The sequence below is a fragment of the Euzebya tangerina genome, from assembly GCF_003074135.1.
Classification (GTDB): Bacteria; Actinomycetota; Nitriliruptoria; order Euzebyales; family Euzebyaceae; genus Euzebya; species Euzebya tangerina.
In genome coordinates, this window is sequence record NZ_PPDK01000001.1 from 239,082 (window position 1) to 259,134 (window position 20,053).

Consider the following 20,053-nt stretch of genomic DNA (forward strand, 5'->3'; position numbering starts at 1 on the left):
GGCCCTGCGCAGCGCGTCAACCCAGTGGGCTGATCGCCCGAAGGCCTTCCGCGAGGCGTGGCGCCAACCTGCGCCGATCCATACCCGCCGCCGAGGAGGTCGACATTGTCGGGTTGGACGACCAGCCCCAAACCACCAGTCCAGCTAGTCTCGGACGGCGACGTCGACCGTCACCGGTGCGTGGTCACTGCGCGCTTCCACCCCGGACGCACACCACTCCTCGAACGATCCCACCGAGACGTGCTCCACCACCCACGCCCGGGGGACCAAGACGAAGTCGACGTGGAACGGGTCGGACTGCTTGTGTCGCCACCACAGGGTTGGAAGCGTCTCGGCGCCGACGGCCTCCCCCGTCGCGGAGTGGTAGGCCGAGGTCAGGTCGTAGGTGTCGCAGATCTCGTTCAGCAGCTCTGGGAAGGCCTCGGGGTCGGTCTGTCCCGAGCAGTTGAAGTCCCCCGCCACGACGACGTCGCCCGCCTCGAACATGTGCTCGTGACGCTGGAGGATGTTGACCAGCGCGCCCATGTACGGGGTGCGATGTCCGGTGCCGTGCAGGGGCACCGTGACGATCCCGAGGACCCCCAGCTCGGCCTCAGAGAGTTCAAGCCGGACGCCGAGGCCGTACTCGCCCTCGCCAGCTGCCGGCCGGACGACCTCCATCCGGATGGCCGCTGGCGCGAAGATCCCGAGCCCCTTCTGTGGGTACGTGCCGGTCCAAGCGTGTGGCACAGCTGGACCGAGCAGGGAGTCCGCGGCGATCGACGGCGCTGCCGACGACTCGGGAACCACCGCAATGTCAGGACGCAGCCGGTCCAGCATGATCGGCACCCTCCTGTCGGTCCCCTGGCAGCAGTTCCATGTCGTCAGTCGCACGTCTCGACCAGCTTCTCTCTTGTTGTCGCGTCCATCGGATCCTCTCATGGCAGCAGCGAGGCGATGTGGACGACGGCGGCGTCGAGTTGCTCCCGCTGCCCCTCGTCGAACGGGTTCGGAGCCGCCTTGCGCCCATCCCACAGCGGGAAACCCTCGGGAAGCAGGTCGTAGCTGGTGCGGAGGAGCCCGAAGGTCCGGCTCGGGTCCCCCGTGAACACGCCCTCGTCGGACAGCTGCACCGCCCGCTCCATGCGCGGACCGTACAACTCGGCCCAGGCCTCTGTGTGCTGTCCGGATGCGGACCGGTCGTTCTTCGATCCGTTGCAGGAGGGATGGACCAGCACCAGGTTCTCGAAGGCGTCGTTGGAGAACCTAGACCAGGGCACGAAGTGATCGACCTGACCGGTCCCGGGTGTGCGGAGAGGCGTCGAGCCGGGGCAGTACAGGCAGCGCCCGCCTTGGATCTCGTAGAGCACCTCCGCCACGGGCCTGGCGAAGACCAAGCGGGTTGCCGGGAACAGTCGGCGATGGAGACGCTGGGTCTGGACATCCACGTGGGAGTACCGAGCGACCTCCTCACCAGCTTGCGCCGGACCAGTGGCCTGATGACCGCCCCGAACTGCAGTAGTTACCTGGCGGCGCCCTCGACGAAGACACTTGTGGCTGCTTCCATCCCCGGTCGGCCGCGATCCTCGCCCTCGTCAGCGAGGTGTGGTTCCAGTGGTACAGGAACTCCACCGATTCGGATCCGACGTTCTAGAACCGGTCCAGCGGAGTAGCGGCACAGGACGTCCTCCATCTGCTCCCGTAGACGGCGTCGTCGAAAGATGCGACGACCGCGTCCACCTCGCTGGTGGGGATCCGCGCCAGATCGACCAGGCGTACCAGGTTGACCGTCGGCGGCGCCACGTCAGTCCAGCCGCGCACAGGTGCCCACCGGCCGGGAGTTGCAGACCCGTTGCAAGCCCCGACCGTCCCCCTCACCCGCCGGGTCCGCTCGCCAAACTGCGGCAGACAGGCAGGCACTCCGCCGATCACCCGAGCCCAAGATTGGAGCACCCACGATGCGCAACCACCCCCGCAACCCGGTGGAGCCTGATCGCCGCCCTGGTGATCGCTCTCCTCCCGACCACCCCCGCAGTGGCGCAGCCCCCACCAGGGCTCCAAGGGACGCTCGTCTATCTCCAGGACGGGAACGTGGTCACCGCGAGGCCGGACGACTCGGCCACCCACCAGGTCACCGACGACGGCGGCTGGAGCACCCCCAGCATGGCGGAGGATGGGACGATCTGGGCCGTCTCCGACGATCGCACGCTCGTGCGCCTGACCCAGGCCGGTGCGGTCCTGAGGACGATCGAGCCCGAGTCGCTGCTTGCCGGCGGGATCTACGACCTCGAGGTCTCCGAGGACGGTCGCCTGGTCGCCCACAGCTCCATCGAGGTGTGCAGCCAGCCGGACGGCGACATCGATTCATGTCGACTCCACGCCATCGAGGCCGCCGACGGGTCGGGGCGGGTCGCTTCGGTCGTCCAGAAGCACGGCCTGACCTTCTTCCCCGGCACCGACACCGTCGTCGTGTCGGGGCTGGCGAGCTTCGGACCCGGCGACCAGATGGCGACCGACTGGTTCGACCGCGGCCTCCTCGACGCGAGCGACCTCGAATTCAGCGCCGACGGCTCCGTGCTCGCGCTGGCGGGCTGCGACTACGGCGACGTCGACGACCTCGGGGTCTCCCGCCTCCCCCAGATCGAGTTCCACCAGTTCTCCGGGCCGCCGCTGGCACCGGCCACCACGCCCGACTGCTTCATCTTCAGCGACGAGGACGTCGTCGCATTCGACGATGTCGCGCTCGCTCCGGACGCCAGCGCGGTGGCCTACACCGAACGCCCGGTGGAGGCGGAGGCCGAGACCGCACGGCTCCTCGTCCAGACGGAGATCAGCCTCGAGCCGTGCGGCGCCGGGGAGCTCATCGAGATCGCCGAAGGGGCGACGGACGTCGGCTGGTCGTCGGCCGCGTTCGACCCGACCGGAGGCCCGGTGGACCCAGGCCCCGGTGGTCCGGTCGATCCTGGTCCCGGTGGTCCGGTTGATCCTGGCCCCGGTGGTCCGGTCGACCCCGGCCCTGGTCCGGTGGACCCGGGCGAGGTGGAGATCAGCCGCCTGGATGGTGGCGGCGCCGCCGACCCGATCGGACAGGCCATCACCACCTTCGCGGCCATCTTCGAGGACGGCGCAGCCGACCGCGTCGTGCTGGCAACCGCCGACCGGTTCCCCGACGCCCTGGCCGGCGCGGCACTGGCTGGGGTCCGCGGACCGATCATGCTGACACCCTCGACGTCCCTGAACGCCGACACCGCGGGGTTCGTCCGCGACCACAGGATCACCCAGGCCATCATCCTGGGCGGCGAGGCCGCGGTCTCCTCCCCCGTCGCCAGCCAACTGGGCGTCCCCACCCGACGCGTGTCCGGCGCCGAACGGACCGAGACCTCGGCCGCCATGGCCCGCGACCTGTGGCACGCCGAGGGGCTGACCACCGGCTCGGTCGTGGTGGTCAACGTCCGCCACGAGCAGGGGTGGCAGCCCGCCCTCACCGCAGCGGTGGTCTCAGCAGCCCTCGGGGCACCGCAACTCGGGGTCGAGAACCCGCCCGCGACGATCACCCCGGCCGTCCTCGACGCCGCCCGAACAATCGGCCGCACACAGATCATCGGGTTCGGCGGCACCGACCTGGTGAGCGACGATCAACTGATCGGCGTGGCGCAGTAGCGCAGGCCCCACGATCCAACACTGCGAAGGAGGCTCTGATGAGCACCGAGGAGACCAAGACGACGAGCCCGTCAGCAAACGGCCGGCCCTGGCTGCCCGCCGACTTCGTCCACCCCGTCCACGTGCCGCTGCCCGCCGCCGACGGCTCGGGACCCACCGGGCTCCACCTGCGACCCATCCGCGCCGCCGACACCGAGATCGACCACCCCGCGGTCATGGGCTCCCAGGCGCGGCTGTGGTCGATCTACGGCGAGGCGTGGGGCTGGCCGCCACCGACCATGACCGTGGAGGCCGACCGCGAGGACCTCGCCCGCCACGAGGCCGAGATCGCGGCGCACGAGTCCTTCAACTACGCGCTGCTCGATGAGGGCGAGACCGAGTTGCTCGGGTGCCTCTACATCGACCCACCCGTCCGGCCCGGCACCGACGCGGAGATCTCCTGGTGGGTCGTCGACCGGTGCGTCGGGACCGAGGTCGAGGCGGCCCTCGACGCCTTCGTCCCGGTCTGGGTCGCCAACGCCTGGCCGCTTGCGGCCCCGCACCTGGGTCCGCCGACACCGTGACGGGTGGTGCGGCCTCCCCGGGGTACCCGGTCCGCGGTCAGTCCCGGACGTCGAGGGGAGAGGATCTCCATCGCGACATGCCGCGCACCAGGCTGGCAGATCAATGGTCACGACATCGACGTACCCACCGGTCTCGGCGGTCGGGGGGCGATCATCGAACCCCTTCTCCTCCGGTTGCGAGGCGTGCGTCGGGAAGAGCTGGTCGACCGTCGCTTCGCGCGGGGCGGCTCATGCCGACGGCGTCGGGCACAAACACCTCCGCAAGCGAGGTGTCGGACCGGCGCTGCTACTGAGGCCCGGCGTTGAAGCGGGCAGGACATGACGGCTTGTGGATAACAAGGGCGCCATGTCACAGGTATCTCGTACACTTGTTTGGATGTTGAGGACTGCCGAGAGGGGTGAGGAACTGGCCGACGTGCGGTCGGTCGACACGCCCGGTTCGGCCGTCTCAACGTCGATGGAACCCGAGCCGATCGCGGGCATCAGCACCGTCCTGCGCGGGCTCCGGCAGATCAACCGGTGGCTGACCTCCGTCGACTGCTCCGAGCTGCATGCCGACCTGATCGAGTCGGTCGTCGTCGGGCTCGGCCACATCGATGCCGCCACCACGACAGCCAAGGCCAGGGCGATCGTGGCCGCTGACGAGAACGGGCTGGCCGAGCGGGACGGCGCAACCTCAGATGTCGCCTGGATCGCCGACAAGCTGCGCCTCACCGGCGCGACCGCCGCCAGGGAGTCGCGCTTCGCACATGACTTGCTGAGCCAACCAGACCTGCTGTCCCAGCTCGAGGCCGGTCGGGTGTCCCGCGAGCACGCCACCGGTGTCGTGGCCGCCCTGGCACAGCAGCAACGCGACCACGACCACGCCGAGCATGCCCGCCGCCAGCAGCTCGAGGAGGAACGACGAGCCCGTGAGGCCGCCGCCGAGCGCGCCGCCGCGAAAGCCCAGGACGCCGCCGAGGCCGAGGCCCTCCGCCGAGCCGCACGGGATCGGGAACGACAGCTCGCCGAGCAGGCAGCCCGCGAGGAAGCCGCACGCGATGCCGCAGCCGACCAGGCCATCGCTGACCGTGCGGCCGAGTTGACCGATCTGGCCGCGGGTGGCCACTCCCCTGATGACGTCCGCCGCACGGGTCGGGAGCGACGCGCCGAGGATGCCGAGGCCCTTGCCCGCACCGAGCGCGAGCAGTTCTCCCGCCGTTCCGTCCGACACTGGATCGACCGGGTCACGGGCATGGGCACCCTTCACGCGAGCCTCCCAGTCGAGGCCTACGAGCAGGTCCTCGCCGCGCTCCGCGCAGCAACCCACTTCGACAGCCCAACCACCCCGGCGTCGGAGTGCCGCACCACGGAGCAGCGCCAGGCCGACGCCTTCATCGACGTCGTGGGTGCCAGCCTGCGCGCAGGCGACCTCGGGACGACCCAGGGCGTCAAGCCCCACCTGACCCTCCATGCCTCGATCGAGACGGTGACAGGGGAGGAGGATCGGGCGGCCACCACGACCTACGGCCACAAGCTCTCACCCGAGACGCTCCGCCGGATCGCCTGCGACGCCGGTCTGACCCGGGCGATCCTGAACGCCACCGGACAGGTACTCGACGTCGGCCGGGAGACCCGCCAGTGGAGCGTGGCGCAGTACCGCGCCGCCGCCCTTGCGTTCGGCGGCTGTGCGTTCCCAGTCTCCGACCAAGAGGCGTGCGGCCGGCCGATGGGCTGGACCGACATGCACCACGTCACCTACTGGCGCCGGGGCGGCCACACCGACCTGGCCAACGGGATCCCGTTGTGCCGCCGACACCACACGATCACCCACCGGCCCGATCATGACCTCACCTACGACCACGCCACGCTCACCGTCAGCCTGACCCGGCACGGGCGAGGCAGGCCGACCACCCGACACGTCACCTTCGCCACGCCACGCCAGCCGGAGAGGCAACCCGCACGCGTCGGCAACGAGCACCCGCCCGGCGCGGCCACGATCGATCGGAGGCACGCCGACGGCAGCCGTAGGGCGGGGTCGGACAGACGTGCCGCCGTGCGCGAGCGATTACCGATCTGACCCGACCCCCACCCGTCGGTGGGGGCCCAGGGCTGTCCCTGTCCAGTTGGGGGCCGACGGAGCCGCCCGAGGCAGACGTCGGGATCGTTCCAGGCGCAGCTGGACCCACACCGACTCGATCCGAGCGATCCTCGAGGACCTACGGGAGGGCTATAACACCCGCACCGCCCCGGCCTTGTCCATCGCCGTCCTGGCCCTTGCCTACTGCGCAGCCGTGGCGACAGGCGCTACAGGTGCTGGTCGAAGAAGGCGAGGATCCGCCGCCAGGCATCCTCCGCCTGGTCCGGGGCGTAGCCGATGCTCGCGATGCGCTTGGTCAACACCTCGGGCATGGCGTCGTTGAGGAAGCTGTGTCCGGCACCCTCGTAGACCTCGATGTCGTGCGGAACGCCTTGCTCGGCGAGGACCTGCCGCAGCCGGTCGGCGCTGTCCAGCAACCGCGTGTCCAGGCGGCCGTAGCTGCCGACGACCGGACAGATATCCTCGAGCTTGGCCGTGTCGGTCGGCACCTCGCCGTAGTTGACGCTGGCGGCCTGGAAGTCCCCGGTCGCAGCTGACATCACCGCGATGGCCCCGCCCAGGCAGAACCCGATGACGCCGACGCGGTCACCACGAATCCCCGGCTGAGTGGCCAGCCACGCCCGCATGCCGTCCACCGATGCCGCTGCCTCGATGGCGTCGTGGCGGAAGACGTCGGCGACCGTCCGGGCGATGCACAGCGGCTTGAAGCCGGCTGAGTACATGTCCGGGACCAGCGTGGCGTACCCGGCCTCGACGAACCGCCCGCCAATGGCGCGGATGTCGGCGTTGCGGCCCCACGCCTCGTGGATCACGATCACGGCCGCCACCGGGTCCTCGCCCGGCGGCAGGCCCAGCAGACAGTCGAAGCCGTTCACGTCCACCGAGTCCATGGTCATGGGGTCCATGGGCCGAGCATGCCAGACGGCCCTCGCGCACGTGAGCGAGGACCGGGCCGCCGTGGGCGTCATCTAGGAGTTGACGGGTACCACCGTGACAATCAGCCGGGCCACGGGCCCGAGCAGCCAAGCGACCGCGGCCGAGATCAGGGCCTGGGCGGTGTCGGAGGGTCTCGAGATCGCCGCCAAGGGACGGATACCAGCGCAGGTCAGAGCCGCCTTCGAGGCCTCGCGCAACACGCCGGCCGACGGCTGAGGTCAGCGCCCCCCGCCCGAGCCAGTCAGTCCAGCAGCAGGTCGATGTCGTAGCGCGCGCAGACCTCGATCAGACGAGGGACGTCGGGGGCCTCCGGAGCCACCTCCTCGTCGGCGCCGATGCGGTGCCCGTAGTCCGCAACCATGTCCTCGAACTGCGCCGGCGTGGTGATCTGCAGGATGCGCGCACCCTCCGCCCCACACTCGAAGCGGTGCGGCAACCCCTTCGGCAGGAAGGCGAAGCCGCCCGCCTCGTAGGTCGCCGAGGTCCCGTCGCACCAGAACTCCGCCGTGCCCTCCAGGACGTAGAACATCTCGTCCTCTCGGCGGTGGATGTGCGGCGGGGGGCCGAACCCGGCCGCGCCGGTGAACTCGATGACGGTCATGCCACCGTCCGTCTCCTTCCCGCCGGCCCGGACGATGTTGCGGTTGCCCAGGAAGTTGAAGTGCTCACCCTCGCCGGGGCCGTGGAGGGTGGGTGTCTGCATGCTCAAGTCGTGCTCCTCGTGGTCGAGTCGTGGATCCCGCGGGACTGCTCGGTCCGCGGCAGGTACTCATCACACCTGCCGGCGACGACGCAGACCATCCCAAGATCCGGGGACCCGACACCGCCGCTGCTACCCAGATCTCGGTACGGCACCGCCCTTCCACCCCGCGCACTGCCCCTCTACCCTCCAGCCATGGACCCCCGCAGAACCGCGCAGCACATCGCGGGTCGAGTGGCCACCCTCGACGGCGATCTGACGGTCTCGGAGGTGCTCCGCGCCGGCACCGCCGTCCTCGGCGAGGTGATCGACTTCGATGCCGCAGCGATGACCGCTGCCGACCCGACGACGCTGCTGCCGACCGCCGCGGCCCACATCGTCGGCCTGCCGCCGTGGTCCTGCGGACCGTACTGGGACGCGGAGTACCTGCGGCCCGACCTCATGACCTTCGCCGAGTTGCACCGTCGCGGCGAGGGGGCCACCACGCTGCACCGCCTCACCGGCGGGCGTCCCGAGCGCAGCCGACGGCACCGGGAGATCTACCGCCGTCTGGGGCTCGACTCCGAACTGCGGGCCCCGCTGTCGCTCGGCGGGGCATGCTACGGGATGCTCGACCTGGCTCGTGGCGAGGGCACCCCCGACTTCTCCGACGCCGATCTCGCGGTCATCGACGAGGCGGTCCCCGCGCTGGCCCGTCGCATCCGTCGTGCCATCGCCCGCCCGTCCGCCAGCGACGAGCCACTGCCCGAGGGCACCTCGGTCATCATCCTGGACGAGGTCGGCGAGATCCTCTCGATGACCTCAGACGCGCGGGAGAACCTCGCGCTGCTTCCCGAGACCTTGAACGCGGGTACCTCCTCGGCGATCTTCCTCAACGCCATCGTCCACGCTGTCTGGGCTCGGGCGAGGTTCCTCGCCTCAGGGCTGGAGGCACCCCCGGCTCGCGCCCGCATCGTGCTACGCGACGGTCGCCGCATGACCCTGCGCGGCAGCTGCACGCGCACCGAGTCCGGCGGGATGGGACACACGGTCCTGACCCTCGAGCCGACACGGCGGTCCCAGCTCGGGCCGCTGCTGCTGGCCACCTACGAGCTGACCGACCGGGAGGAGGAGATCGTCAGCCTGCTGCTGCGGGGTGACTCCGCCCAGCAGATCGCCACGCGGCTGGGGATCTCCCTGCACACCGTCCGGACCCACACCAAGCGGATCCACGACAAGACCGGCGTGTCCTCGCGGGCAGAGCTCACCATGCTCTTCATCGACGAGGAGTTCCTGCCGAACGCCGACATCACCACGCATGTCGCCGGTCAGCCGTAGTGTGACCGCCACTCAGTGCGGGGGAGGAGCCTCCTCCACATTCACCGTCGGGATGCCGGTACCTGACCGGCCGATGATCACCAGGGACGGCTCGGTGCCCGGGTTGGACTCGCGATGCACGGTCATCGCCGGAACCTCGACGTAGTCACCGGCCATCGCGTCGACGTGTCCCGCAATCCCTTCGCACTCGAACCGCAGCACTCCGCGGACGATGTAGAGAAAGGAGACGTTGGTGTCGTGGTGGTGCCATCCCGAGGTCACGCCTGGCTCGGTGATCACTTGACCGGCCCACAGTCCTGGCGTCTCGACGGCCCGGCGGCGGACCATGCCCGAGGTCGGATCAGCTTCCACCAAGGCGTCGTCACGGATGACTCGGACAGGCTCGGCCATGGCGACAACCTAGTCCATCATCGCCCCCGCCCGATGACATCCTGATCGGATCCCAACGGAATCAGAAGTAGTCGTACATCACGGGCTGCGGGCCGGCGAAGGCCACGTCCAGCGCGGTGATGTCTTCAGCCGACCCACCCCCCAGCCGGCCGTGGTCGGCGAGGGCCCGCGCCGACACATGACCGGTGAACAAGGCCGAGAGGGCGCCGATGTCCATCGTGGCGGTCCCCTCCGACCGGCGGGCAGGCGCCAGCTCCGCGCTGCCGCGAGACACGATCAGGTGATACGCCCCACTGTTGTGCCGCAGGATCGGGTCGTCGATCTGGAGGGGAACCGTGACATCGGCGCCGGCCGGCCAGCCACGCTGCTCGACGGCAGCCCTGATGTCGATGACCCGCGCCATCCAGCGCTGCACCTGATCGGTGCCGTCGTACTCGAGCATCGAGACGTGGTCCAGCAGCGGGTCGTGGGGACTGGTCCGGTACTCGGTGAACTGCGCCTCGGTCCCGTCCGATCCGACCAGCCGCCACAGGGTGAGCCAGACCTCCTGGTCCACAGCGGCCAACTCGTCGACCACGAGCTTGCGCAGTGAACGATCACCGTGATCAGGCTCGCGCCGTTCCCACTGGAGATAGCCGACGATGTTCCCGTCCTCGACGGCCACCCACGAGCGGATCTCGTCGTCCTGCTCGAGCATGTTCCGGTGACGCCGCTCGTCGCGCTGCATCCGACCATGTGTCCTGCTCCTCGCGTCGAGCAGCTCGATGACCGCGGCGAGGTCCCGTTCGGGGTCGAATGGCCGCAGCCGAGCGGGGTTCTCGGGACGCGGGAGCTGCAGCAGCGCAGCCGTCCTGATGGTCCGCGTCAATCGCAGTCCGGCCAACGCGTAGCCGTGCGCTCGATAGAAGGCGGGGACGGTGGGATAGAGGCAGCTGAGCGCATCACCCCACTCGTGCTCGGCGTGCAGCATCGTGCGCACCAGGGTGCTGCCGACGCCGCGACCCCGGGCCTCGGGCGCGATGACCACGCCACCAACCCCACCCATCGCCACCCGCCGCCCGCCGAGCCACTGCCCGAAGGGCCACACGCCGCAGGATCCGACCAACTCGCCGTCGGCGTACGCACCCAAGCGGCGCTCGTCAGGGATGTAGGTGGGCTGCCCGTCCTCCGGCCACGCCACCACTCCGGCAGCGGAGAAGGCGTCCACCCGCATCTGGAAGGCCGCCGGGTAGTCGGCTTCCGCGAGCTGCCTGACTTCGACATCGTTCACGCGTCGAGCGTACGTCCAGGTCACCCTCGGCCACGACGCCGGCCCAGAGGTGCGTTTGGCACACATCGACCACTCCTGGGGCATCATCGGCCTCACACCGCCCAAGAGTCGTCTGTGACCTCACCTGCTGGGGAGGTTCTGGTCGATGTGTGCCGAGATCGTGGTCGTCTACCCTGCCTGCTCAGATGACTGCGCCTGCGCCCGCTCCTGACCCCCGCACCCTGGCTCGTGAGCTCGGGATGACCGATGACGAGTACGAGAAGGTGGTCCTGACGCTCGGCCGCGAGCCGTCGACTGCCGAGCTCGGGACGTACTCGGTCATGTGGTCCGAGCACTGCTCCTACAAGTCCTCCAAGATCTACCTCAAGACCCTGCCGACCGAGGGGCCGAACATCCTGGTCGGCCCGGGGGAGAACGCCGGCGTGGTCGACGTCGGCGACGGCCTGGCCGTGACGTTCAAGATCGAGTCGCACAACCACCCCTCCTACGTCGAGCCGTTCCAGGGCGCTGCAACCGGGGTCGGCGGGATCATCCGCGACATCCTCACGATGGGTGCGCGACCGATCGCCCTGATGGACCCGTTGCGCTTCGGCGACCCAGCGCTGGCCAAGACCCGCCAGGTCGTCGACGGGGTCGTGCGAGGGATCTCGCACTACGGCAACTCGATCGGGGTCCCGACCGTCGGCGGGGAGGTCGCGTTCGACCCCTGCTACAACGGCAACCCGCTGGTCAACGTCTTCTGCGTCGGCGTGCTCCCGTCCGACAACATCCAGCTGGCCAAGGCCGAGTCGGTCGGCGACATCGCCGTGCTGATCGGCCAGCGAACCGGCCGCGACGGCATCGGGGGCGCCTCGATCCTCGCGAGTGAGGAGTTCGACGAGGACGGCATCGACGATGCCAAGCGGCCCAACGTCCAGGTCGGCGACCCCTTCGCCGGCAAGCAGCTGATCGAGTCGTGTCTGGAGCTCTACGCCGCCGATCTGCTCAGCGGCATCCAGGACATGGGCGCGGCGGGGATCGCCTGCTCGACCTCGGAGATGGCCTCGGCCGCCGGGCTCGGCATGTCAGTGGATCTCGACAAGGTCGAGCTGCGTGAGGCGTCGATGGAGGCGTGGGAGATCCTGTGCAGCGAGTCGCAGGAGCGCATGCTCGCCATGGTCAGCCCGGACAAGCTGGACGAGGTGCTGGCCATCTGCGAGCGGTGGCAGATCGACGCCTCCCCCATCGGGGAGGTGACGGGTGGCGACCGGCTGGTGTTCCACCGGCATGGGGAACTGGTCCACGATGCGCCTGCCGGCTCGCTGGCGCACGACGGTCCGACGTACGAGCGGCCCGTCGCCGAGTGGGTCCACCCCCTCCGCGATGTCGACGTGGACGGCGACGCGGCAGCGCAGTTCGCCGACGGCCGTGACCTGATCGCCGATGTGATGGCGGTCCTGACCAGCCCGAACATCGCGCCGCCGGCGTGGGTGACCCAGCAGTACGACTCGATCGTGGGCCATGGCACCGTGCAGGGCATCGGTGCCGACGCGGCCGTCATCCGCCTGGATCCGGGTGTCACCCGTGGGATCGCGATCGCCACGGACGGCAATGGACGCTGGTGTGCACTCGATCCGACGGAGGGTGCCCGCCGGGTGGTGGCCGAGTCGGCTCGCAACGTCGCCTGCACGGGCGCCCGACCGGTGGCCGCGACCAACTGCCTCAACTTCGGCTCGCCGGAGAGCCCAGCGATCATGGGCCAGTTCCGCGACACCATCACCGGCATGGGTGAGGCGTGCCTGGCCCTCGGCACCCCGATCACCGGCGGCAACGTCAGCTTCTACAACCAGACCGGTGAGGTCGCAGTCCACCCCACTCCGGTGATGGGTGTCCTGGGCGTCCACCCCAACGTCGCCATCGCGACCCCGTCGGGCTTCACGTCGGCCCGGCACGCGGTGCTCCTGATCGGCGCCAAGACGGCGCCAGGTCTCAGCGGCAGCGAGTGGGACTGGGTGACCGGTGAGCGAATCGCCGGCTCCCTGGACCCGATCGATCTCGAACGTGAGGCCCGGCTGCACACCTTCCTCGCCATCGCGGGCACCGATGGGGTGATCGCCAGTGCGCACGACGTCTCCACCGGCGGGCTGGCCACCAGCCTGGTCGAGGCGTGCGGGACGGACTTCGGGGTCACGCTGGACCTGCGAACGCCGCTGCCGGAGCACCAGATGTGGTTCTCGGAGTCACCGGGACGGGTCGTGGTGTCGGCGGCTGACCCGCGCGCGGTTGATGCCCTGGCTCGTGAGCACGACCTCGACGTCGAGGTCCTCGGACTGACCACCAACGCTCGTCGACTGGTGGGCGGCTCGCTGGACCTGGATCTGGATGCCGTCGCGACGGCGCAGGCACGCGTCTTCCCCGACCTCCTCGGGCCCTGATGACGGCGTCTGCTCCCCGGCGGACATATCGCTTCGGGATCTGCTGTCCCGAATGGTGGGGCATGTGTCATTGACGCCGTAGCGTGCGAATCGCAGGGTACGGTCGATGGACTCCCCCAGCGCCCACAACATCGTGTTCCTGGCCTACGACGGCATCCAGACCTTGGATCTCGCCGGCCCACACGACGTGTTCGCGGGCGCCAACGCCGTGTTGGCCGACCAGGGCCGTCAGCCGGCCTACCAGCTGACCGTGGTGACGCCCACGGGCAGCGTGATCGCCAGCGAGAGCGGCCTTCGCATCGCCACCGTGCGAGTCGCCGAGGCTCCTGATCCCCTCCACACACTGGTGATCCCCGGCGGCATCGGGACCCGGACGGTCTCCAACGACCCGGCGTTCACAGCGGTCGCCGAAACTCTCGGCCGCCGAGCTTCACGCGTCCTGACGATCTGCAGTGGCGCCTTCGTCGCGGCCGCAGCGGGGCTCCTCGATGGTCACACGGTCACCACGCACTGGGCGAGGGCAGACGGACTGGCGCGTCGCTTTCCTGACGTCACGGTGGATCCAGAACCGATCTACATCGAGGACGGAGCCGTTTGGTCCTCCGCAGGCGTCACGGCCGGCATCGACCTGGCGCTGGCCATCGTCGAGCACGATCACGATGTCGAGGTCGCCCAGAGGATCGCCCGGTGGCTGGTGATGTTCCTGCGCAGACCCGGAGGCCAGAGCCAGTTCGCCACGCCGGTCTGGACCGACCGGGCCCGTACCGGACCCATTCGGCAGGCCCAGCATCGGATCGATGAGGATCCCGGCGCTGATCACCGCGTCGCGGTGATGGCGCGACGGGCCGGGATGAGCCAACGGCACTTCACCAGACGATTCAGCGATGAGGTCGGGCTGAGCCCCGCTCGCTACGTGGCGGCTGTCCGGCTGGAAGCTGCACGCCGGTCCCTCGAGAGCAGCGACGCCACCGTCAGCGCCATCGCCGGCGCGTGCGGCTTCGGCACAGCCGAGACCATGCGACGCACGTTCGTCCGTCGGCTGCGGACCTCACCCGACCAGTACCGACGTCGCTTCAGGGCAACACCCGAAACCCCAACACCCGACAGAACACGGAGTTCAGCATGAGCATCCAAGCCGTCATCCCCCTCTTCGACCGGTTCACCGCCCTGGATGGCATCGGGCCGTACGAGGTGTTGCAACGCATCCCCGACATCGACGTGACCTTCATCGGTCACGGCAGGGGCGAGGTCCGGTCCGAGAACGGCTTCCTCGGCGTGACCCGCGACGCGACCTTCGAGGACGTGCCCCGGCCGGACGTGATCGTCTTTCCGGGAGGCGTGGGTTCGCGACCACTGATGACCGATACCCGGGTGCTCGACTGGGTCCGCGCTGCACATGAGACGTCGACGTTCACGACGTCGGTGTGCACCGGCTCGCTGGTGCTCGGCGCCGCAGGTCTGCTGGATGGGCTGACCGCGACGACGCACTGGGGGGCGTTCGAGACGCTCGAGGGGACGGGCGCGACCCCGGTCCCGGACCGTGTGGTGGAGCACCTCGATGATCGCATCATCACCGCAGCCGGTGTGTCCTCTGGCATCGACATGGCGCTGCGCCTGGTCGAGCTGTTGATCGACCGCACGGCGGCCGAGGCGGCACAGCTCATGATCGAGTACGACCCGCAGCCGCCGTTCGATGCCGGTTCGGTCGAGGCAGCCGGGCCGGAGGTGAAGCAACGGGTGCAGGAGTACGCCACGCAGCGGAAGTAGCTGGCCCTCAAGCCCCGTCCTGCAGGACCAGGGACGCCTCCGCGCCCGCGATCACCAGCGCATCACCGTCGGTCTCCCATGTCAGGCCTTCTCCAGCCAGCAGATCCATCAGCCAGCGGTCCTGCGCCATCAACGGCTCCGCACATCCGCGGCGGGTCATCGAGCCGTTCGTCAAGCTCACCTGACCGTCCTGGTCGACGGACCAGGCGAATCGGATCACGTTGCAGCCAGCCATGACCGCAACTCGCTCGTCCTCGAAGGTCATCGTGATGCCGGTCCCGTCGACCATCTCGTAGCCCTGCACCGTGGTCGCCTCGAGTGTCCGCCCCATGAGATCGTCTGCCGTCAGCGGCGCCGCGGCTGCTGCCTCCGTCGAGGTCGACGTGTCCTCGGCTGACCCGGTGGAACTGACCTCACCCGCACGGGAGGCACAGGCCGACAGCAGGAGGGCGAGAACAGTCAGGCTGGGCATCAGATGTCGCATGTCCGGTCCGACGCTGGCGGGAGCCGGAACGTTCCCGCCATCACGGTCTCCGAGTCGGTGGGATTCTCAACCGGCTGCGCGAGCTCTGCATCACCGGTCGCTCGCGCCAAGACGCCGGTCTCCGAGCCGGTCGGATTCTCAACCGGCTGCGCGAGCTCTGCGCAACTGCCACAGGAAGAGCGTCAACCCGGCTGGTCCGAACCACCACGTGAGCAGGCAGGCCAGCCGTGCGTTGATCCCCTCCTCCTGCGCTGTCCGCCAGATCCACTCACCGACGAAGAGGTCGAACGTCAGGTAGTGCGTCCAGCCGACCAACGTCCCCTCGGGGCGGGAGAAGCCTCTGGCGACCGAGGGCCCGCTAATGAAGTTCACCCGTTCGCCGCCTGACTGGGACGCCTTGACCAGCAGTCCCACGTAGGTCAGGCCAAGCCCCGCATGGACGGGCGCGGTGTGCTTCACGACGGTCTCGGTGAGCCTCTGTCGCGGCAGCAGGATGAGGAGGAGCCAGACCGGAACGGTCGAGAAGCTGATCGCGCTCCAGGCCCGCAACTGCCATGGCTGCCACTCGGTCGAGTTGCTGGGGGTGGTCATGACCCTCTTCTACACCGCCATCGGGTCGGTGGCCGATGAGCCTCTGCCGTCTACCCTGCTACGCGTGACCGCAGACCAGACGGCCGAGTGGGGCAAGGAGGGGCCGAAGGACGCCTGCGGTGTCTTCGGAGTGTTCGCACCGTCCGAGCACGCCGCCAAGCTGTGCTACTACGGCCTCTACGCGCTGCAGCACCGAGGCCAGGAGTCGGCGGGGATCGCGGTCAGCGACGGCACCTCCATCCTGGTCACCAAGGAGATGGGGCTGGTCAACCAGGTCTTCGACGACGGCGGCCTGGACGCCCTCGAGGGACACCTGGGCATCGGGCACGTGCGATACTCCACCACCGGCGCCTCGACCTGGGACAACGCCCAGCCGACGTTCCGCTCGACGCCGGGCGGGCACGTCATCTCCCTGGGCCACAACGGCAACCTGACGAACACGCGGTTCCTGTCCGGCCAACTGCAGGATCTTCGCTCCGCCCGAGCCGCTGCTCTCCGAGCCGGCGGGATCCTCGATCAGCTGGCGGAGCTGCCCGGCGACAAGTGCTCCTCCGACTCCGACCTGCTCAGCGCGCTGATCAGCGAGACGCGAGATGAGTTGAGCGACGGCGGCACCATGGAAGCCCTGCAACAGGTACTGCCCAACGTCGACGGCGCCTTCTCGTTGGTCGTGATGGACGAGACCACCATCTACGGCGCCCGCGACCCCCAAGGCGTCCGCCCCCTCGTCATCGGTCGCCTCAAGAGCGGCGGCTGGGTGATCGCCAGCGAAACCGCCGCTCTCGACATCGTCGGCGCCTCCCGCGTCAGGGACGTCGAACCCGGCGAGGTCGTGGCCATCAACGCCGACGGCTTCACGACGGCGCGGTTCGCAGACGCACGTCCCAAGTCGTGTGTCTTCGAGTACATCTACGTGGCGCGGCCCGATCACATGACCGAGGAGACGACGATCTACGGCGCTCGCCGGCGCATGGGCGAGCTGCTGGCCGAGGAGGCGCCGGTCCAGGCAGACCTCGTCATCCCGGTCCCGGACTCCGGGCTCGCGGCAGCTGGGGGCTACTCGGCGGCCAGCGGCATCCCCTACGCCGAGGGACTGACCAAGAACCGATACGTCGGCCGGACCTTCATCCAGCCGACCCAGTCGCTGCGGCAACTGGGCATCCGCCTGAAGCTCAATCCCATCGTCGACATCATCGAGGGCAAGCGCCTGGTCGTGGTGGACGACTCGATCGTCCGCGGCAACACCTCACGGCAGCTGATCCAGATGCTCAAGACTGCCGGCGCGTCAGAGGTCCACCTGCGCATCACCGCGCCGCCGATCAAGTGGCCCTGCTTCTACGGCATCGACTTCCCGACACGAGCCGAGCTCATCGCCGGCGGCCTGGCCGTGGAGGAGATCCGCACCTTCCTTCGGGCCGACTCGCTGGCCTACCTGTCGATGGACGGTCTGATCGAGACGACCAAGCTGCCGGCGTCGAAGCTCTGCATGGCCTGTCTCGACGGCAACTATCCGATCCCCGTCGAGGAGCTGCAGCGCAAGGACGGCAAGGCGGTCATGGCAACGCTGTTCGACCAGGCCTGAGGCGGGTAGAGGACACCCGTGACCACCGACCCTCCAGCGGGAGGCCAGACCTACGCGGCCGCCGGCGTCGACCTGGATGCCGCCGATGCCGTCATCGAGCGGATCAAGCCACACGTCGAGCGGACGCGACGGCCGGAGGTCCTCGACTCCATCGGCGGCTTCGGCGGCCTCTTCGCCCTGGACACCACCCGGTTCTCCGAGCCGGTGATGGTCACCGCAACCGACGGCGTGGGCACCAAGTTGGCACTGGCTCGCCAGTTGGGTCGGCACGACACCGTCGGCATCGATCTGGTGGCGATGGTCGTGGATGACATCGTCGTCTCCGGCGCCGAGCCGCAGGTCTTCCTGGACTACATCGCCGTCGGTGCGCTGGATCCTGACATCGTCACCGACGTCGTCGCCGGCATCGCGGACGGCTGCGTCCAGGCCGGTTGCGCGCTCGTCGGCGGCGAGACCGCCGAACACCCCGGCGTCATGGCGGCCACCGACTACGACCTGGCCGGCTTCGGCGTCGGCATCGTCGAGCGCAACCAGATCCTCGGTCCGCATCGTGTGCGCGCGGGCGACCAGCTGATCGGCATGCGGTCCAGTGGTGCCCACAGCAACGGCTACAGCCTCATCCGCCGTCTGGTCGAGGACGTGGACCTGGCTGACACCCACGGCCTGGACGCCCCCCTCGGCGAGGTGTTGCTGCGGCCGACCGCGATCTACACCAAGCCGTGCCTCGCACTGGCGGAGGCGGGGCTCGCGTCTGCCCTGTGCCACGTCACCGGTGGGGGGCTGCCTGGCAACCTGCCGCGGGTGCTGCCGTCGGGGCTCGGCGCAGAGATCGACACGGGGTCCTGGGAGCCCGGCCCGCTGTTCGAGTTGCTGGCCGGCCTCGGTGACGTCGCCGCCGCGGAGATGTTCCGCGTCTTCAACATGGGGGTCGGCATGGTGGCGGTGACCGACCCGGCCCGGACGGCAGGTGCTCTTGAGGTGGTGGCCGAACACGGCGTAGACGCGTGGGTGATGGGGAGCGTCACCGAATCCTCGGGCGTGCACGTGCGGTGACGCATGCGTGACCTTCCTCGCTCATGGCGGGACAACTCACGCATGCGTAGGCACCAGCGCGCCGAGCCGGACCCGTCCATCCGGCGCGGACGTCAACCGCGACCGACCGCCCGTCGGAAGCGTGCAGCGATGACCGCTGCCGGCATGCCATCGTTGATGACATCGGCGGCCCCCAGATCAAGCGCCGTCTCCTCGGTCCGGATGTCGGGCGAGGACAGCGCCACGATCACCGGCAGCGACGTCGTGGCAGGCCGACTCCGCAGGGTCGTCAGCGCCTCCGAGAGGTCGCGGGCCTCGGCACCCACCACGATCAGGTCCACGGACGACTCGCGACAGCGGTCGAGTGCCTCCTCCAGCGTCTCCACCTGCTGGATCGGATGATGGGCCGGCACCGCCTCGGACACGATCGCACCCGTCAGCTGGTCACCGAGGACGAGCACACGCATGTTGCCTGAGGTCTTGCGCTTCTCGCGATACATGTGCGCGTCGGCGACATCCATCAACTCGCTGATCGAGGGGTTGACGTGTGGGTCGAACCGCGCAGCACCGATCGTGACCGCCAACGGGAAGTCCACCAGGTCGTCGATGGACGACGCGGCCGACTCGAGCCGGTCGAAGGCCTCGTCCAGTGACTCCGGACGACCCTTCGTGCCGGTCAGCAGCACACAGAACTCATCACCCCCCACGCGGGCCACGATGTCGGAGTCACGCACCGTCCGGGTCAACATGTGAGCGGTCTCGATGACTGCGCGATCCCCTGCCCGATGACCGAAGCGGTCGTTGATGAACTTCATGTCATCGATGTCGATGAAGACCATCAGCGCTTCGCGGCCCTCTCGCTGGGCTACTCGGAGCGCCTGCTCCCCGAGCGCCAGGAATGCCCGACGGTTGCCGACACCCGTCAACTGGTCAGCCAGGGCGAGACGCTGCAACTCCTTGCGCATCCGGACCCGCTGGCTGACGTCGCGCAGCATCGCCACCTGGGTGCCGTTGCCTGCCTGGGCCACGCGGAGCTCGGCCACTCGAACCCCGCGAGTGCCGCTGATCAACTCGATCTCGACCGCCTCTCCGGTGGCCAGTGGCAGCCCGAGGTCGGTGCCGATCAGCTCGTCCGGGTCACGGCCCAGCAGGTCAGCCGCTGCCGCATTGGCGAAGGTCACCATCCCATCGGGATCGATGGCGAGCATTCCGTCCGTGCTGACGCGGACCATCAGCTCGAAGAGCTCAGGTCGCAGGTCGGGGTCAACCTCGTCAGGCACGGAGGACG

Annotated in this window: 19 protein-coding genes; 10 read left to right on the forward strand and 9 right to left on the reverse strand. The window is 69.3% G+C overall.

The annotated features are described in order from the left end of the window. Positions 1-144 precede the first annotated feature (144 nt). Both C1746_RS01115 and C1746_RS01120 read right to left on the reverse strand, forming a co-directional pair. Positions 145-921 (reverse strand): endonuclease/exonuclease/phosphatase family protein, encoded by a 777-nt coding sequence (locus C1746_RS01115; protein WP_331334024.1) that lies wholly within the window; start codon positions 919-921, stop codon positions 145-147. Beyond that, on the reverse strand, positions 918-1,427 hold the full coding sequence (locus C1746_RS01120) for an HNH endonuclease (protein ID WP_116712872.1): 510 nt from the start codon (positions 1,425-1,427) through the stop codon (positions 918-920). Before C1746_RS01120 ends, C1746_RS01115 begins: the two co-directional genes overlap by 4 nt. 556 nt (positions 1,428-1,983) lie before the next feature. On the opposite strand from C1746_RS01120, the gene C1746_RS01125 reads away from it, so the two are divergent. The 3 genes from C1746_RS01125 to C1746_RS01135 all read left to right on the forward strand — a co-directional run bounded on the left by C1746_RS01125 (position 1,984) and on the right by C1746_RS01135 (position 6,261). Continuing rightward, positions 1,984-3,639, forward strand: coding sequence for a cell wall-binding repeat-containing protein (locus tag C1746_RS01125; protein WP_116712873.1), 1,656 nt, complete (start codon positions 1,984-1,986; stop codon positions 3,637-3,639). A gap of 38 nt (positions 3,640-3,677) precedes the next feature. Beyond that, on the forward strand, positions 3,678-4,202 hold the full coding sequence (locus tag C1746_RS01130; RefSeq protein WP_116712874.1) for a GNAT family N-acetyltransferase: 525 nt from the start codon (positions 3,678-3,680) through the stop codon (positions 4,200-4,202). 376 nt (positions 4,203-4,578) lie between these two features. Then, on the forward strand, positions 4,579-6,261 hold the full coding sequence (locus C1746_RS01135; protein WP_162867248.1) for an HNH endonuclease signature motif containing protein: 1,683 nt from the start codon (positions 4,579-4,581) through the stop codon (positions 6,259-6,261). A gap of 227 nt (positions 6,262-6,488) precedes the next feature. Here C1746_RS01135 and C1746_RS01140 read toward each other — a convergent pair whose 3' ends face one another. Then, on the reverse strand, positions 6,489-7,187 hold the full coding sequence (locus C1746_RS01140) for a dienelactone hydrolase family protein (protein ID WP_162867249.1): 699 nt from the start codon (positions 7,185-7,187) through the stop codon (positions 6,489-6,491). 85 nt (positions 7,188-7,272) lie between these two features. Here C1746_RS01140 and C1746_RS01145 point away from each other — a divergent pair, with 85 nt between their 5' ends. Next, positions 7,273-7,434, forward strand: coding sequence for an Lsr2 family DNA-binding protein (locus C1746_RS01145; RefSeq protein ID WP_205711629.1), 162 nt, complete (start codon positions 7,273-7,275; stop codon positions 7,432-7,434). A 25-nt stretch (positions 7,435-7,459) separates the two neighbouring features. On the opposite strand, the gene C1746_RS01150 is transcribed toward C1746_RS01145, so the two are convergent. Continuing rightward, positions 7,460-7,921, reverse strand: coding sequence for a cupin domain-containing protein (locus C1746_RS01150; RefSeq protein WP_116712878.1), 462 nt, complete (start codon positions 7,919-7,921; stop codon positions 7,460-7,462). A 192-nt stretch (positions 7,922-8,113) separates the two neighbouring features. Here C1746_RS01150 and C1746_RS01155 point away from each other — a divergent pair, with 192 nt between their 5' ends. Then, positions 8,114-9,235 carry a helix-turn-helix transcriptional regulator gene (locus C1746_RS01155; RefSeq protein ID WP_162867250.1) on the forward strand — a complete coding sequence of 374 codons (1,122 nt, stop codon included), beginning with the start codon at positions 8,114-8,116 and terminating at the stop codon, positions 9,233-9,235. A 12-nt stretch (positions 9,236-9,247) separates the two neighbouring features. Here the strand turns inward: C1746_RS01155 and C1746_RS01160 are convergent, their stop codons facing one another. Continuing rightward, positions 9,248-9,625, reverse strand: a complete 378-nt coding sequence (locus C1746_RS01160; protein WP_116712880.1) for a cupin domain-containing protein — start codon at positions 9,623-9,625, stop codon at positions 9,248-9,250. Between the two features lie 61 nt (positions 9,626-9,686). Beyond that, positions 9,687-10,895 (reverse strand): GNAT family N-acetyltransferase, encoded by a 1,209-nt coding sequence (locus tag C1746_RS01165; protein WP_162867251.1) that lies wholly within the window; start codon positions 10,893-10,895, stop codon positions 9,687-9,689. A 185-nt stretch (positions 10,896-11,080) separates the two neighbouring features. Between C1746_RS01165 and purL the strand changes: the two genes are divergently transcribed. The 3 genes from purL to C1746_RS01180 all read left to right on the forward strand — a co-directional run bounded on the left by purL (position 11,081) and on the right by C1746_RS01180 (position 15,076). Continuing rightward, complete coding sequence (purL, locus tag C1746_RS01170) at positions 11,081-13,309, forward strand: phosphoribosylformylglycinamidine synthase subunit PurL (RefSeq protein ID WP_116712882.1); 2,229 nt, start codon at positions 11,081-11,083, stop codon at positions 13,307-13,309. A gap of 106 nt (positions 13,310-13,415) precedes the next feature. Beyond that, positions 13,416-14,435: a GlxA family transcriptional regulator gene (locus C1746_RS01175; RefSeq protein ID WP_116712883.1), complete on the forward strand. Its 1,020-nt coding sequence runs from the start codon at positions 13,416-13,418 to the stop codon at positions 14,433-14,435. Beyond that, positions 14,432-15,076, forward strand: a complete 645-nt coding sequence (locus tag C1746_RS01180; protein WP_205711630.1) for a DJ-1/PfpI family protein — start codon at positions 14,432-14,434, stop codon at positions 15,074-15,076. The genes C1746_RS01175 and C1746_RS01180 overlap by 4 nt, the downstream gene beginning before the upstream one ends. A gap of 7 nt (positions 15,077-15,083) precedes the next feature. Here the strand turns inward: C1746_RS01180 and C1746_RS01185 are convergent, their stop codons facing one another. Together C1746_RS01185 and C1746_RS01190 are read right to left on the reverse strand one after the other, a co-directional pair. Then, positions 15,084-15,548, reverse strand: a complete 465-nt coding sequence (locus C1746_RS01185; RefSeq protein ID WP_205711631.1) for an META domain-containing protein — start codon at positions 15,546-15,548, stop codon at positions 15,084-15,086. Between the two features lie 150 nt (positions 15,549-15,698). Then, positions 15,699-16,151 (reverse strand): ABA4-like family protein, encoded by a 453-nt coding sequence (locus C1746_RS01190; protein ID WP_116712885.1) that lies wholly within the window; start codon positions 16,149-16,151, stop codon positions 15,699-15,701. Positions 16,152-16,215: 64 nt separating this feature from the next. Between C1746_RS01190 and purF the strand changes: the two genes are divergently transcribed. Both purF and purM read left to right on the forward strand, forming a co-directional pair. Beyond that, complete coding sequence (purF, locus tag C1746_RS01195) at positions 16,216-17,733, forward strand: amidophosphoribosyltransferase (RefSeq protein ID WP_205711632.1); 1,518 nt, start codon at positions 16,216-16,218, stop codon at positions 17,731-17,733. Positions 17,734-17,751: 18 nt separating this feature from the next. Then, positions 17,752-18,786, forward strand: coding sequence for a phosphoribosylformylglycinamidine cyclo-ligase (gene purM / locus C1746_RS01200; protein WP_116712887.1), 1,035 nt, complete (start codon positions 17,752-17,754; stop codon positions 18,784-18,786). Between the two features lie 92 nt (positions 18,787-18,878). Here purM and C1746_RS01205 read toward each other — a convergent pair whose 3' ends face one another. Next, positions 18,879-20,045 carry a diguanylate cyclase gene (locus C1746_RS01205; protein WP_162867252.1) on the reverse strand — a complete coding sequence of 389 codons (1,167 nt, stop codon included), beginning with the start codon at positions 20,043-20,045 and terminating at the stop codon, positions 18,879-18,881. Between the last annotated feature and the right edge of the window lie 8 nt (positions 20,046-20,053).

What these genes read in the sequence shown, in the direction of transcription:
- C1746_RS01115 (WP_331334024.1), bottom strand. Translation starts at nt 921, where the DNA reads ATGAGAGGATCCGATGGACGCGACAACAAGAGAGAAGCTGGTCGAGAC.
- C1746_RS01130 (WP_116712874.1), top strand. Translation starts at nt 3,678, where the DNA reads ATGAGCACCGAGGAGACCAAGACGACGAGCCCGTCAGCAAACGGCCGG.
- C1746_RS01135 (WP_162867248.1), top strand. Translation starts at nt 4,579, where the DNA reads ATGTTGAGGACTGCCGAGAGGGGTGAGGAACTGGCCGACGTGCGGTCG.
- C1746_RS01140 (WP_162867249.1), bottom strand. Translation starts at nt 7,187, where the DNA reads ATGGACCCCATGACCATGGACTCGGTGGACGTGAACGGCTTCGACTGT.
- C1746_RS01150 (WP_116712878.1), bottom strand. Translation starts at nt 7,921, where the DNA reads ATGCAGACACCCACCCTCCACGGCCCCGGCGAGGGTGAGCACTTCAAC.
- C1746_RS01155 (WP_162867250.1), top strand. Translation starts at nt 8,114, where the DNA reads ATGGACCCCCGCAGAACCGCGCAGCACATCGCGGGTCGAGTGGCCACC.
- C1746_RS01160 (WP_116712880.1), bottom strand. Translation starts at nt 9,625, where the DNA reads ATGGCCGAGCCTGTCCGAGTCATCCGTGACGACGCCTTGGTGGAAGCT.
- purL (WP_116712882.1), top strand. Translation starts at nt 11,081, where the DNA reads ATGACTGCGCCTGCGCCCGCTCCTGACCCCCGCACCCTGGCTCGTGAG.
- C1746_RS01175 (WP_116712883.1), top strand. Translation starts at nt 13,416, where the DNA reads ATGGACTCCCCCAGCGCCCACAACATCGTGTTCCTGGCCTACGACGGC.
- C1746_RS01180 (WP_205711630.1), top strand. Translation starts at nt 14,432, where the DNA reads ATGAGCATCCAAGCCGTCATCCCCCTCTTCGACCGGTTCACCGCCCTG.
- C1746_RS01185 (WP_205711631.1), bottom strand. Translation starts at nt 15,548, where the DNA reads ATGCCCAGCCTGACTGTTCTCGCCCTCCTGCTGTCGGCCTGTGCCTCC.
- C1746_RS01190 (WP_116712885.1), bottom strand. Translation starts at nt 16,151, where the DNA reads ATGACCACCCCCAGCAACTCGACCGAGTGGCAGCCATGGCAGTTGCGG.